The organism is Mucilaginibacter sp. PAMB04274, from assembly GCF_039634385.2.
Taxonomy (GTDB): domain Bacteria; phylum Bacteroidota; class Bacteroidia; order Sphingobacteriales; family Sphingobacteriaceae; genus Mucilaginibacter.
Map to the genome: position 1 here is coordinate 4,203,019 of NZ_CP155081.2, position 14,957 is coordinate 4,217,975.

Genomic DNA, 14,957 nt, shown 5'->3' on the forward strand with positions numbered 1-14,957 from the left:
GCTATGCGTTTATTGTTCAAATACTAGGCCTCCATTGCTATATCTCCAAAAATCACGGATAAGTCCTTTTTATGATCGATAAAAGTTCGCATCGTTAGGGTACTTATAGTTTTCTTAAAAACTTTCAATTTTCTAAACCATCTAAGTATCGGTCCTATAAATGCCAGGTTACAACCAAAACTATTTTAGTTTGTAGACGTACCTTATAATATCAAATTTCCTTTAAGTGCTATAAGAGAATCCTCCCTCTACGCATGATGCATATTTTTTTCGAAATGTATCAAAATGCTAACATCGAGGCGTTTTCAATTTAAGTAGTGTAACATAATTAAAACTATTCTTCAGGTTATTGTTTTACATAAAGCTGTTTATTAGTTGCAGAATAACTTGAACTTTCCAACGTTTATAACTAGCAAGCTACCCAGGCAACAGACGTTGCAGGTTTACCGATGTAACTAATTGTTTACTCATGCTAATCGGTGTACATTTTATTTAACTTTAGGATTGTTTACCAGCCTTATCAGAAATGACAAAACTTTTTATAAGCGGTTTTCCGTTAGAGATCTCAGAAATGGATCTTGCCAAACTCATAGCGCCCCATGGTGATATTGCCACCATAAAAATTGTTAGGGATAAACAGACCCGTAAATGCAAAGGATATGCCTTTATAGAAATGGAAAGCCTTGACGATGCAGAAAATACGGTTATTGCACTGGATGGCGAAAGAATGGGCGACAGAGAATTAACTGTTAAAATTAGCGAGGACAAACCAGTGGCCCCAAAGCCCAGGTTTAGCCGTCCGCCAACCTTTGGTTCATCAGGCAATAACAAACCTGGTCGAAAACCATTCGAAGAACAAGAAAAAAGGCCTAGGCGGCCAAGGGCTTAAAATAAGAAAGGCCTGTCTTAACCGACAGGCCTTTCTTATTTATCATTAATAACCAGCGTTTTGAGGCATTTTAGCACCTTCAACAACCCGGTCAATCTGAGTAGATTGAGGTATGGGTCTTAGCACATGGAAATCTTTGATGTAAGGAGCCGCTTCGGGGTTCCAGGCTTGCACGCGTCTAACTAATGATTTGGTACGTACAAGGTCAAGCCACCTTTGTGTTTCTGCATAAAACTCGCGGGTCCGTTCGTCTAATATAAAATCAAGTGTAACGTTAGCGGCCGTAATAGTCATAGCTGTGACAGCGGCAGCATTTTCGGTAGCTGTATTTGTTTTACGGAAGGCGGCACGTTGCCTGATCACGTTAAGCATTGCTGCAGCATTACCTAAATTATTTAATTTAAAGGCTGCTTCGGCAGCTGTCATGTACACATCAGCAAAACGGTATATCACAACCGGACGTGAAGATGGATCATTAAAGTTAGCCGGAGCACGGCTCGGATCCATAAATTTCCTTACCGAAGGAAAATAGTTAGCGTTCCACAAACTTGGCGGAATCACAATGCCCTTAAACGGACGGGTACCAATGAACTGAGGTGCACCTGTTACTTCAAAATCGGGCATATAAATGGCCGTATCTACACCGGGTACCATACTGTAGGTTATACCACGGGTATTGTTTGCTGCATTTGCCTCATTGGTAAGTGGCGTATTAGATATCCAAGCCTTAAAAAAGGTACCATCATATCTGGCGTCAGCTGTACGATTAACAAAAGCCTGGTCTAAAATATAACGTTTGCCTGCGTTAGGGCCTGTTGTTAAGCGGTCGGTATTTGGCCGGGTCCGGATGAACGGACGACCGTAGGGCACATCTCTAACCATACCGCTCGAGCCGCTGCTTGAAAGAGCACCTGCAGCTGTTTTAAAGGTATTAACAGCGCTGAAGGTAGGGTAATTAAAGTTGTAAAACCATGGTTGCAGGTTTACAGGGCCGCTGGCTTCAGCGCCACCCAAATTAAAAGTACCATATTTAGGATCAATAGTATGATCGCTCACAAACATGGTTTCTTTACCGTAGTCATTCGCTGGGTTAAAGGCATCAGCGTAATCTTGCCACAAATCAAGCCCGTAAGTGCCCTTGTTGGTAATAATACCGTTGCAAATGTCATAAGCCTGCTGAAAGTCAGATTGTGTGTTATTTAACCAGCCGCGGGTAAGGTATACTTTGCCCAATAAGAAAAGTGCAGTTGATTTGGTAGCAGCTTTGCCTAAAAAAGGCGCTGTTACGGTATTCGGCAAATCTGCTGACGCCTCGTTTAGGTCTTTAATGATTTGAGCATAAACGTCGGCTACAGGTGCACGTGTATCGGCCTGAGTAGGCACGGTAATAAAGGTGGTGTGTAAGGGCACATCACCATATTGCTGTACCAGCATAAAATAACAGAAAGCCCGCATAAACTTGGCTTGTGCAAGGTAGCTCTTGCGTGTAGCATCTGGCAAATCGATACTTGTACCATACTCCAACACACCGTTCAGTGTGTTAATAGCCTGGTAAAAATTACTCCAGCCAGCACTTGCATCGTCTCCCACTAAGCCATTATAGGTGTTTAACCTGCTGCTTGATCCTGCACCTGATAGGTGATCGTCTGTACCGGCTACTAATTGTGTGTTGAAACCTTCAGTACCGTAGGTTCCGGCTCTTAACAATTGGTAAGCACCAGCTATACCACCCAAAACTCCGGCGGGTGTATTAAAAAACGAAGGAACAACAGAAGATTGGGGATGCTCTTCGAGTAATTTTTTGCAACCATTGCCCGAAAGCGCTGTGCACAACAACAGCGTGTAGGTTACTATCTTATTAATTTTCATATCTGAATTCTTTAATAATTTTCTTTTAATTGATTAAAACCTGGCGTTTACACCCAATATGAACTGACGCGTAGACGGGTTATTGATATTAACACTTACCTGACGTGTAGGAGCACTAACCTGATTACTAGGTGAACTGTAGCCAGTCACAGCACCACCATAACCGTTGCCTTCAGGATCCATTGCCAAGCCCGATTTAACCAGTGGCGAATAAATAATGAATGGGTTGGTACAATTCAGGTAAAATCTCAGGGTGCTTAAACCAGCTTTCTTAATAAAAGCAGGACTCACCGTATAACCAAAGTTTATGCTCCGGGCTCTGATAAACGAGCCATCGCGGTAAGCCAGGGTTGATAAAAAGTTAGAAGCCTGATTATTTGCATCAGGTGCGGGGAACTCGTTGGTTGGGTTATTGGCTGTCCAATAATTCACCTTTACCTGATTTAAACGTGAGGTCATGAAAAATGCATAACCATTGGTCGAACCATCATTTGAAAGATACGGAACCAGCACTTTCATACCTATACGCGCATTGATAACAACCGATAAATCAAAGCCTTTATAGCTGAAGCGGTTAGTGATACCACCCTCCCATTTAGGTTGGAAATTACCTATAATCTGACGGTCATTTGCGTCTATTCTGTTGTTACCATCTATATCCTCAACCCTTATTTGTCCCGGAATTTGCACCGGAGAGGTTTGCCGGGCAAGCGTGCCGTTATTCTTGTCTTCAGTTTGCCAGATGCCTATCTTTTTAACATCATAAATAACGCTTAAAGGCTGTCCAACAAACCATCCATTACCTACGTTATTTAACTCTTGCGGCGTGGTAAGCTGCGTGATCTCCTCGCGGTTAAAAAACCAGTTTAAATCTGTGCTCCAGTTAAAACCGTTTTTAGATTGAAAGTTTACGGTTGTTAAAGTTACTTCCAAACCACGGCCACGTGTTTTACCAAGGTTTTTAACAGTTTCACCCGCACCAATACTAGCAGGCAAAGCTACAGGCAGTAATATGTCTTTCGTTTTTTGATCATAAACGTCAATAACACCAGTAATACGGTTATTAAGTAAACCAAAGTCCAAACCAACATCCCACTGTGCGGTGGACTGCCAGCCCAACGCGTTGTTGGCCAGTGTAGACACATAGTAGGCTAATTGTTGACCAGCAACCGCTTGCCCAAAGTTATAAGCAGAGGCCGAAAGCAAGCCCAATGTAGTATACGGATCAACATTACGGTTACCTGATATACCATAGCCGCCACGCAATTTTAGGTTAGATACAACCTTCCATGGTTTTGCAAACTGCTCGTTAGTAATGTTCCAGCCCAAGCCTAAAGCCGGATAGGTGAAGTATTGATTACCAGGTGATAAGGTTGATGAACCATCCACACGCACTGTGGCTGTAACCAGGTAACGATCATCAAAACCGTAATTCAGCCGGCCCATATAAGATACAAGTCCGCGCTCTGAAAAGAAGTTGTTATTTACATCGCTTAAGATAGTACCGCTGGCTAAGCCAAAGTTGGTATTACCAATATAATCGGCAGGTATACCTGTTACTGTAAAGCGGTTGCTCCTGTTTTGCTCTTTGTTAATTTCAAACAAGCCTGTAAAGCTTACCTTATGTTTTTGGGCAAAGGTTTTATCGTAATACAGCAAGTTTTGAATGTTGTAAGAGTAATTATAACCTGAGGAAAAGCTACCATTGCTTGAGCTTTGACCATCATTTGCATTTACAAGCGTACCTGCGGGGTTATATCCATCTCCATTTTCAGTACGGTAATCTAAACCAACATTCAGGCGGTATCTTAATCCGTCAAAAATGTTTACTTCCCCATAAAGGCTGTTAAAGGTTCTTAAGCGTTTGTTACGGGCAACAATATCATCGGCCCGGGTAATGAGCGTTAAAGGGTTTACTTGAGTAGCATCAAGAGTTTGGGATGCCGGACGTAAATTCAAAGTACCATCAGCATTGTATGGCGATGCCAGCGGCGTTAAACGCGCCAAATTGAATGGTACGTTACCCCCACCCGGCGTGTTTGAGTAAGATAATGTAGTAATAGAGTTAACACCTACTTTGATACGGTCATTAATACGGTGATCGATAGTAGTGCGGAGCGTTGCCCTCTTAAAATTTTGGTTTGGTATAATACCGGTTTCAGTAAAATAGCCGGCCCCTACACCAAATTGGGTCTTTTCGCTACCGCCAGAAATATTGATCTGGTTGTTACTTATAGAACCATGCTGATAAATAAGATCTTGCCAATCGGTAGAAATACCGGCAGCTAAGGCATCCTTTTCCGATTGCGTAAGGCCGTAACCGGTTTGACCAGGATTAGTTTGTGCATAAGTAGCGGCATCTGCCTTAAACTGGGCAAATTCAGGCCCGTTAAACAACTTATACTTACCCAAAATGCTCGAAATACCATAATAGCCGTCATAGGTAATAACTGCTTTGCCGGTGCGGCCGCGTTTAGTAGTCACCAATATAACACCACCCGCACCTCTAGAACCATAAATGGCTGTTGCAGAGGCATCCTTTAAGATGTCAATGCTCGAAACGTCGTCAGGGCTAAAGTCATTTATGCTACCATTATAAGGCACACCATCTAATACGATCAAAGGAGCATCAGCATTGTCACTGCTGCTGTTGCTGCCCCTGGTAATGGTACGGTTACCACGGATACGGATAGATCCTGCAGCGCCCGGGGTTGAACTGTTATTTACAATAGTCACACCGGCAGCACGCCCCTTTAATTGGGCTATTAAGTTAGGTGCAGGCACTTCTTCAAGTGTGGCTTCAGAAACCGAGGTAACAGATCCGGTTACATCTTTTCTGCGCTGTGAGCCGTAACCCACCACCACCACGTCATTTAAATTACGGGCATTGGAGGTAAGTTGGATACGGAGATTGTTACTCTGTGCATTTATAGAAACTTCCTGATCGGTATAACCAATATAAGTCACAATAAGGGCGGTTTCGCTTGGTGGTACATTAAGCGTAAACTGGCCGTTTACATTTGTTGTGGTGGTTAACGATCCGCTTTTTATTTTAACGGTTGCGCCAACCAAAGTTTCGCCTTTTTCGTCTACAATTGTACCTGTAATGTTTCTGGACTGTGCATAAATATGAATGGAAATAAAGCAAATCCCTAAGGCGATAAGCATTGACTTCCATAACATAGTAAGTCTGTTTTTTTGCATAATAATTTTGTTTATTGGTTTAATAATTAGGCTGAGCTGTAGAACAGCAGGCACCCAGCAATGCTGAAAGTGCAGTAGTATACAGCTAATTTTGGAGTGGTTAATAGTACTTGTTTCTCATATTAATTTATAATTGGTTTTGTTGTCAATTCAACTACTTGCAATCGATTGCAGTTAGTGGTTAAAAAAAAAGGATTCATCCTTTTCATTTCTCATCTACCAGTAACGCCATAAGCCTCACCGGATATGTACCGGATTGAACTTACTGCCAATACAGTCAGTAAAAAATAATTTCTTCTTTTTAGGTGATGGTAAAGGTATAAGAGCAATGAAATCTTTCATCTCATATTTGTTCCGAATGATACAACGGATGTATAGCAAACGTAAAAAAACAAGCCCAAAAGTAAATCATAAACTCCTTTTAATGAGGCATATACACTTTACATGCAATATTTGTTGTATGTTGATCATGAATTTATGCGTCGTGTAAATCCGCACAGTGAGTTGCTTTTAACTATGTATGAAAAAATCAGGATGGAAGATTGCTGTAATGTTAAACGAGACTTTTTTACCAAGAGGTTTAATGAAATTAAAAGAAAGGTTCGTTATTAGTTACAACCTGGTTAATTATAACAAGGATAAAGAAGAAGGAAGGCGCTACCAGTGCAAAAGTATCACCATTAGCATGGCTATATCTTTAATGTGACCACGTATATATTTCAAAGCAACAGTAATTTGATTTTCTACCGTGCGTTTAGAGATACCAAGCTTTATAGCAATTTCGGTATTGCTTAATTGCTCAGTGCGGCTCAGCTTAAATATTTCCTGACAACGAAGGGGAAGCGTCTTCATTTGCTTGTGAAGCTCATCCTCCATATCCCGGTAACACAGCTTCTCATAGGCGGCATTAAGTTCATAAACTGTGTCACACAAGTCCTCCTGTAGTTGTATAGGAGATGTCTTTTGCTTTTTTAACTGGGCGTAAACATGGTAACGAAGTGACACTTTCAGATAAGCACTGAAATTGTTAATATTTAAATACCGTTTGCGGTTCCATAAGTTCAGAAACAAGTCATGAATGAGCTCTTCGCACACCTGCTCATCTTTAATATAATTAAGAGCCGTTTTGTACAAACGCACCCAATGACGCTGAAACAGTACGGTAAAAGCACGGTAATCGTCATCTATTACAAGATTCCAGAGGTTGGCGTCGCTCAATGAGCTGTATGCCATAGTATAATTGGTTGTAAAGTAAAGCTACAGCTATTAAAAATAATTACCAATTTTTTAATTAATAATTATTTACTGTTGGTATGTGTGTGGTACCTGTACTTGCTACTCTATACTATTACAAAGATCAAACAAACCAACCAATTTCATGACGCGAGAAGAATACCTGTTACTTTATGAAAAACACCTGGCAGGTAAAGCTACGCCTTTAGAGATTGAAAAAATAATGGCATACGAGGATGATTTTGAACTTAAAACCCTTCATCCGGAAGAAGACAAGGACCGTTACCGCGGCATTGAAACCAGATTATTGAGCAAGTTGGACGAAAGCCTTAACATGAGGAAGCATGCACACTTTAGGTTTACCTGGCAATGGGCAGCGGCAGCTGTTGTGCTTATTATTATGGGGGCTGCATTATTTTACATAGCAGAGCCTGATAAACGGCTAACCGTAGCAACCCGTAAAAATCAAATAAAACATGCTTATACAGATAGCAGCAAGGCCATACTAACACTGGCAAACGGCAAAACAATTGAACTAAATACAGTAGGTAATGCTACCATCCTTGCTAAAGGGCAAGTAACGATAAAAAAACAGCAGGATGGTATACTGCAATATGAAGTGCCAGCACCGCTGGTGACAGGCAAAGTTGAATACAATACAATCAGCACCCCGCGAGGCGGGCAATACCAAATTATACTACCGGATGGCAGTAAAGTTTGGCTCAATGCAGCCTCTACGCTACGCTTCCCGGTGGCATTTACAGGCGCAGAACGCAAAGTTGAACTTAGTGGCGAAGGCTATTTTGAAGTAGCTAAAAATAAAACGATGCCGTTTAAAGTTGCGTTTAAAGATGAGGAAGTGGAGGTATTAGGTACACATTTTAACATAACTGCATACCCCGGAGTTGAAGCTTCAAAAACTACATTGTTAGAGGGTTCGGTAGCTATTTCCAGAGGACGAGCAAAGAAACTGCTTGTTCCTGGTCAGCAAGCCCAACTACAGCCCGATATGCAAAGCTTTGATATACAAAATGTTGATGTGGAAGAAGCAATTGCATGGAAGAGCGGCATTTTTTTATTCCGCAATGCACGTATAACTGCAATTATGCAACAGATCGCCCGATGGTATGATGTAGAAGTTGTCTATAAAGGAGATTTGCAAAACATGGTTTTTGGCGGGCGTATATCCCGGTCTAAAAGCCTCACAGAAGTTTTGAAAAATTTGGAACTCACAGGAACTATACACTTTAAAACCGAAGGAAGGAGAGTAACCGTTATGGAATAATTATTACATTACCGGTTACCTAAAAAAATACCAGGAATGTTCGCAGCATTCCTGGCTACAGGCCATAAGCCCAGTTAGGCAACCATAACCAATCGTGTTCACAACCAATTATTTATACCTAACATTCAAATGTACAAAAATTTTACTGCAATTATTTGCGGGGCTCGCTCCTGCATTAAACCTAAGCTTTTTAAGGTAATGAAAATAACCCTGATGTTATGCTTGATTGCAATTATGCAGGTAAGCGCCAGAACATTTGCCCAGAAAGTTAGCCTAAGCGTTAAGAACGCCCCATTAGATGAGGTCTTGAACAACATAAGCCGGCAAACGGGCTATAATTTTATTTACAACGCAATTACCATTAAAGATTCGCGGCTTGTAAATCTGAGCGTAAAAGACCGCAACCTTACGGAAGCACTTGAGCTGTGTTTCAGAAACCAGCCGCTAACTTTTGTTATTAACCAGAATACCGTAGTTATTAAACGAAAGGATTTGATAACTACAGCAATGCAATCGATTGTGGTATCGGGTACAGTGGTTGATGATAAAGGCGTGCCATTACCTGGTGTTAACATTAAAATTAAGGGTGCAAAAACCGGCGTTGTTTCTAATGCCAGCGGCCAATACACCATCACGCTGCCGCAGGGCAACGAAACACTTGTTTTCAGTTTTGTTGGCTTTGCAACTCAAGAGGTAGGCGCTGCAAACCGCACAAAGCTGGACGTAACCTTAGTTGAAACCCGCTCTGCTTTAAATGATGTGGTAATTATAGGCTATGGTGCACAAAAGCGCTCAGATATAAACGGTGCCATATCATCAGTTAAGGCAGAAGATATTGCTAACATTCCGCAAGTAAGCGTTGATCAGCTTTTGCAAGGCAAGGCCTCAGGCATAACCATCACACAAAATTCGGGCGGTCCGGGCAGCGCAACTTCGGTACATATAAGGGGCATAACATCGCTAAGCTTATCTAACGAGCCATTGTATGTTATAGATGGTGTTGCCATTTCTGGCGATGCCAACAATCGGAGCAGCAGCGGCCGGTCGCAGGCACTCTCGCCAAACAATGGCGAGGTAGGTGTTAGTCCTTTATCCTTCCTTAACCCAAGCGATATTGAGAACATTGAAGTGTTAAAAGACGCTTCGGCAACTGCAATATATGGCAGCCGAGGCTCTAACGGTGTAATTATCATTACAACTAAACGTGGCAAGGCAGGTAGCATGCGCATTGGTTACGATGGTTACTATGGTTTTCAGCAACAGGGTAAATTCCTGAAAATGATGAACCTGAAACAGTACGCCAGGCTGCAGAATGCCTTAGCCGACAACATAGGGCAGGCTCGCCGCGGTGAGTTCGCCAACCAGGATTTGTTAGGCGAAGGAACCGACTGGCAGGATGAGATCTTTAAAACGGCCCCTCAACAAAGCCACCAGGCTTCATTCTCTGGCGCTAACACAGCAACCGATTACTATATTTCGGGTGGATACGTTACCCAAGACGGTACCGTGTTGGGTAACGATTTCAGGCGTTTCAACATTCGTACAAACGTAAATTCGCAGGTAAAAAGTTGGTTTAAGGTTGGCACAACCCTGTCGGCCAGCCGCAGCATTCAAAACACCTCACTAAGTAATAATACCGGCATTATCTATACTGCGCTGCTAAGCGCGCCTGATCAGGTTGTCCGGAATGCCGATGGTTCTTACGCCGGCCCACAGGCCGACCAGGTTGGCGGGCAGATTAACCCGGTAGCCCAAGCGTTAGATATAACCAATTTACTGACCCGCAGTAACTTTAATGGCAGCTTATATGCTGATCTGAAATTTTATAAAGACCTAACCTTACGGTCTGAATTAAACGGAGACTTTAATTTTTCGGCAGCTAAGCTGTTCAGGCCTACTTACAGCTACGGTCCGCGCTTTATAAACCCAACAGCGTCATTACAGGAGTATTATACCAATTCAAACTTTTGGAGCTGGAAAGAATATCTTACTTACAATCACACTTTCGGCAAAAAACACAATGTTACCGGTTTATTAGGTTACGAGTTGGTTAACTCCGTCTACAACGACCACTCGGCAGGGGTTCAAAATTTCCTAACCAATGACCTGCAGTCGTTAAACTTAGGCGATGCAAAAACAGCTACCGTTGGCGAGTTTGTTGGTAATAATGATATTATCGAGTCGAAATATGGCCGTATCATCTATACCTATAACAATCGCTACAGCTTAACAGCAACCTACCGGATAGACCGTTCATCTAAGTTTGCCCAAGGGTTCCAAACAGGCTACTTCCCTTCATTTGCACTATCATGGCGCTTATCCGAAGAGCCATTTATGGCAAAATTCAAATCGATAGCTGATAACATTAAAATCAGATTTGGTTACGGCCAAACAGGTAATCAGGGAGTACCGAGTTACCTGTACGGCTCGGCACTTAATGCAGTACCAACCGGTATTGGAACTGCCTTTGCCATTGACAAAGTACCTAACCAAAACCTAACTTGGGAAACTGCTGTACAAACCGACCTGGGTATCGATTTTAGCTTGCTTAATAACCGCATAGATGCTACGTTCGATTACTTTGACAAAAGTTCAAAGAACTTCCTGTTCCAGAGAGCACTTCCGGCTTTCCTGCTTGGTCAAAACGCTGCTTTTTCCGGAACCGCTGTAATCAATCCGCCTTATGCCAATGGTGGTAAGCTATCTGCCAAAGGCTTTGAGTTTAGCATCAACAGCAAAAATATTGCATCGAAAAACTTTAAGTGGGATACTAAACTCATTTTTAGCAGGTACAGCAACAAGGTACTCTCACTATACACAGGCGTGCCGTATATACAACAAAATGTTGTTACCAGCTTCTTGTCGTTAACGCCAACGCGTACGGTTGTTGGTTCGCCAGTTGGACAATATTATGGCTACACGGTTAAAGATATTTTCAGAACCGAAAGCCAGCTCAGAAATGCACCCGTACAGTTTGGCCGTCCGGTTAGAACAGGTTCAGGCGGTACATGGCTGGGTGATATACAGTTTGAGGATTTAAATAACGACGGCAAGATTGACGAAAACGACCAGTCGGGTATCGGCAATCCAAATCCTAAGTTTACTTACGGTATCACCAATACTTTTAACTACAAAAACTTTGATCTGTCTATTTTCCTCAACGGATCTTACGGAGCTAAAATTTATAACATATTATCTTTCCAAACTGCCGGCTTAGGGAGTTTGTATCAAAACCAGTTAGCATCAGCCGCTAATTTCTGGACGCCAAACAATGCAGACGCTCCTACCCCACGGCCTGTAGGCGGTGATAATCCCAATTTGTATAGTTCTAATCGTTTTGTGCAAAGCGGCTCGTTCCTGAGGGTTCAAAACGTTAGCATTGGCTATAACTTACCGGCAAGCCTCATTCAAAAATTGAGCATAAGCCGCCTACGGGTATACGCCAGCGGGCAAAACCTCTATGTATTTACACCATACAAAGGTTTGGACCCCGAAGTAGGATCAATCAATCAAAATGTGTTTTTAACCAACGTAGATCTGGGGCGCTACCCTATTCCGCGTACCATTGTATTTGGTATTAATGCACAGTTCTAAAAATAAAGCTTAATGAATATGAAAATTAATATAAAAGCATTTTTAAGCCTAACAGTATTACTGGCTGCATCTTTCTCAGCTTGTAAAAAAGAATACTTTAATCGCCCGCCTAAAAGTCAGATTACGCTTGATAATTATTACCAAACAGCCGAACAGGTAAGAACGAGCACCACAATATTATACAGTGCGCCCTGGTTTGGCTATTGTACCAAGGGCGGCTGGGCTATAACCGAAATAAGCGGCGGCAACGGGCGCACCTGGTCTCCGGATATTATCAATTTTCAGGACTTTTCTGTTACGGGCACTAATTTCGAGATTTCGTCTGTATGGAACTCCCTGTTTATTGAAGTTGCGCAAGCAAACGGAATTATAAACAACTTGCCAACTAAGGTGCCTTCGTCTGTAGATCAAGCCGTTGTTAAAAACGCTTTAGGTGAAGCCCACTTATGGCGGGCTCTGGCGTACTTTCATCTGGTACGGATATTTGGCCCGGTGCCTATCATTGAAAACAGCCTGGATTATGTAGATAATTATCAGGTAAACCGGCATGTGGTTACCGACGTTTACAAATTTATTGTTAACGACCTGAAATATGCCGAAGCTAATTGTTCTCCTGCAGTTAGAACAGGATCTTCGCCATCTAATGCCCGTGTATCCAGCGGTTCGGCATCTGCCCTTCTGGCTAAGGTATACTTATATATGCAGGATTATCCCAATGCCCGCACACAGGCCGAAAAGGTAATTGCCAGCAAAGAATTTAAACTGTATGGTATTGATGTACCCGGTAAAACCTTTTCAGATCTGTTCTTAACCGCCAATAACAATAACGAAGAATCAATTGTGGCCTTACAGTGGACAGGCAGCGGCGGCTATGGCCGCGGCAATCCATTTCAGGGTGCTGTTGCTTTAAACGGTATTATTACCGGCACCGGCGATGGATACGGACAAATGGCACCAACGTTTGACCTGATGGATAAATTTGATGCGACAGATCTGCGCCGCAAGCCTACTTATATGATTCCAGGCGATAAGTACAACGAAATTAACCAGGCATCTGGCGGATATACCGTACCTTCTGATGCCAACTCGCAAGGTACACACGCACAGGTTAAGAAATATATTGTAGGTACTCCTGCCGACAACGGTGGTGTAGGCGGTGCACAATCATCAGCCAATAATACTTACATGATGCGCTATGCTGATGTATACCTTATTTTGGCCGAGGCGGTTATGGCTGGTGCAAAAACCAGTACCGATCCGGTAGCGTTAAATGCCATAAACACCATACGCCGCCGGGCAGGCTTAAGCAACTTAACCGTAATTGACCGTAGCGGCTTTGTTCCCAATCCCGACTACACCCCCGGAAGTAACGAAAAAGGTAAACGCTGGCCAACTAATTATAAAGACGACTTATTGGATGAGCGCAGACGTGAATTTGCGTTCGAAAATGATTACTTCTTCGACCTGATGCGGTTGGACGGCTTCAATAAAACCGAACACCCTATTGCGTTACAAATCATTAAACAGCAGGATAAGGGCACATCGGATAACAGTAACCCTCCACAGCGCTATGGTAACGGTTACCTTACTAACGTAACCAGTGCCAACCTGCTATTCCCAATACCAGCTACCGAGATTGTAGCTGATCCTAAGTTGAAAGATCCACCGGTTGCTTACCCATTTAAATAACATTAGCACATGAGAACGAAATTAAAAATATACTTCTGCCTGCTATCGGTATTGGTAGTATTTGGATTCGCTGCCTGTAAAAAAAGTGATGAAGGCGGCAAAGGAGCTCCTACGATTGAGCGCGTGCGCTTAATAAGTAAGCTGGATACCATACAAAACGTTATTCACCGAATTACGCTGGACTCTAATAACATATATAACGAAACAAGGGCTGTTGCATTTGATTCTACCATTAAGGCCGGACGGTTGGGTACGCAGTACGCCATTTTAGGTACTAACTTAAAAAGCACAAAATCAGTATCCTTTAACGGCACCTCGGTTTACTTTAACCCAGGTTTATTGACCGACCAAAGCATTATTGTAACTATTCCGCAGAATGTGCCCTACGGTGCCGCTCAAATTAATAAACTCAAAGTAGTAACGCAGTATGGCGAAGTTGAATTTCCTTTTTCTATTAACCAACCGCCTCCCGTGATCACCAGCTTTACGCCCACAGCCGGCAAAGAAGGAGACATAGTTACCATTACAGGCTCATCACTGGATAATGCAACGGTGGTGCGGTTTGATGACCGGCCGGGACAAATTCAGGGAACGCCTACCAAAACCAGTATACAGGTTAAAGTACCAGCGGGCGTTGTAAAGGCTAACCTTTATGTAACTACCCCTGGAGGCACCGCAAAGTCTACCGACTCGTTTGGTATACCTGCGCCCGTATACAAGGCACTGATTTATGATGACGCATTTGCACCCAATTGGACATTTGGCGGCTACAGTACAACCCGCGACCCTGCTAACAAGGAACAGGTGTACCGTGGCACAGCTGCAATTAAAGCAACAGCAGACGATGCAGCCAATATCTATGGTGGCTTTGTAGTAGGCTATAAAGATGCGAACGGCAATGGATTAAATGTAAGCGCCCTGGGCATAACCTCTATCAAGTACTTTTTATATGGCGCCCCGGCCGATAATGGTAAAACCGTGCAACTGTATATAAACCAAAATTACAATACAGCAGTACAGGCCAAAATTGTAGGCGGCACTTATGTAGAAGTAACCGTGCCATTGAGTGCATTTAATAACCCTACTGTAATAACAGAAGTTGCCATACAGAATGTGAGTGGAAGCGTTCCGCTTACTTATTATGTTGATGATTTTGGCCTCTTATAAATTTTACCATAATTGATTCCAAGGTTC

8 protein-coding genes are annotated in these 14,957 nt (G+C 42.7%); 5 read left to right on the plus strand and 3 right to left on the minus strand.

Features of this window, described 5'->3' with window-relative positions; all coding sequences use genetic code 11:
* Positions 1-526: 526 nt before the first annotated feature.
* Positions 527-889: an RNA-binding protein gene (locus tag ABDD95_RS17675; RefSeq protein WP_345948665.1), complete on the plus strand. Its 363-nt coding sequence runs from the start codon at positions 527-529 to the stop codon at positions 887-889.
* 45 nt (positions 890-934) lie between these two features.
* Here ABDD95_RS17675 and ABDD95_RS17680 read toward each other — a convergent pair whose 3' ends face one another.
* The 3 genes from ABDD95_RS17680 to ABDD95_RS17690 form a co-directional block, all read right to left on the minus strand.
* Positions 935-2,758: a RagB/SusD family nutrient uptake outer membrane protein gene (locus ABDD95_RS17680; protein ID WP_345948666.1), complete on the minus strand. Its 1,824-nt coding sequence runs from the start codon at positions 2,756-2,758 to the stop codon at positions 935-937.
* A gap of 33 nt (positions 2,759-2,791) precedes the next feature.
* A complete protein-coding gene (locus tag ABDD95_RS17685; RefSeq protein ID WP_345948667.1) occupies positions 2,792-5,962 on the minus strand; it encodes a TonB-dependent receptor in 3,171 nt (1,056 codons plus the stop codon).
* A 657-nt stretch (positions 5,963-6,619) separates the two neighbouring features.
* The gene (locus ABDD95_RS17690) at positions 6,620-7,195 is read right to left on the minus strand and encodes a sigma-70 family RNA polymerase sigma factor (RefSeq protein WP_345948668.1); all 576 of its coding nucleotides are present in this window, start codon (positions 7,193-7,195) and stop codon (positions 6,620-6,622) included.
* A gap of 145 nt (positions 7,196-7,340) precedes the next feature.
* On the opposite strand from ABDD95_RS17690, the gene ABDD95_RS17695 reads away from it, so the two are divergent.
* From ABDD95_RS17695 to ABDD95_RS17710, 4 genes are all read left to right on the plus strand, one after another.
* Positions 7,341-8,480 carry a FecR domain-containing protein gene (locus ABDD95_RS17695; protein WP_345948669.1) on the plus strand — a complete coding sequence of 380 codons (1,140 nt, stop codon included), beginning with the start codon at positions 7,341-7,343 and terminating at the stop codon, positions 8,478-8,480.
* A 198-nt stretch (positions 8,481-8,678) separates the two neighbouring features.
* Positions 8,679-12,074: a TonB-dependent receptor gene (locus ABDD95_RS17700; RefSeq protein WP_345948670.1), complete on the plus strand. Its 3,396-nt coding sequence runs from the start codon at positions 8,679-8,681 to the stop codon at positions 12,072-12,074.
* 18 nt (positions 12,075-12,092) lie between these two features.
* The gene (locus ABDD95_RS17705) at positions 12,093-13,763 is read left to right on the plus strand and encodes a RagB/SusD family nutrient uptake outer membrane protein (protein ID WP_345948671.1); all 1,671 of its coding nucleotides are present in this window, start codon (positions 12,093-12,095) and stop codon (positions 13,761-13,763) included.
* A 9-nt stretch (positions 13,764-13,772) separates the two neighbouring features.
* Positions 13,773-14,930: an IPT/TIG domain-containing protein gene (locus ABDD95_RS17710; protein ID WP_345948672.1), complete on the plus strand. Its 1,158-nt coding sequence runs from the start codon at positions 13,773-13,775 to the stop codon at positions 14,928-14,930.
* The last annotated feature ends 27 nt before the right edge of the window (positions 14,931-14,957 follow it).

Bases quoted from the DNA above. Each gene is read 5' to 3' on its own strand.
- ABDD95_RS17675 (WP_345948665.1), top strand. From the start codon at position 527: ATGACAAAACTTTTTATAAGCGGTTTTCCGTTAGAGATCTCAGAAATG.
- ABDD95_RS17680 (WP_345948666.1), bottom strand. From the start codon at position 2,758: ATGAAAATTAATAAGATAGTAACCTACACGCTGTTGTTGTGCACAGCG.
- ABDD95_RS17685 (WP_345948667.1), bottom strand. From the start codon at position 5,962: ATGCAAAAAAACAGACTTACTATGTTATGGAAGTCAATGCTTATCGCC.
- ABDD95_RS17690 (WP_345948668.1), bottom strand. From the start codon at position 7,195: ATGGCATACAGCTCATTGAGCGACGCCAACCTCTGGAATCTTGTAATA.
- ABDD95_RS17695 (WP_345948669.1), top strand. From the start codon at position 7,341: ATGACGCGAGAAGAATACCTGTTACTTTATGAAAAACACCTGGCAGGT.
- ABDD95_RS17700 (WP_345948670.1), top strand. From the start codon at position 8,679: ATGAAAATAACCCTGATGTTATGCTTGATTGCAATTATGCAGGTAAGC.
- ABDD95_RS17705 (WP_345948671.1), top strand. From the start codon at position 12,093: ATGAAAATTAATATAAAAGCATTTTTAAGCCTAACAGTATTACTGGCT.
- ABDD95_RS17710 (WP_345948672.1), top strand. From the start codon at position 13,773: ATGAGAACGAAATTAAAAATATACTTCTGCCTGCTATCGGTATTGGTA.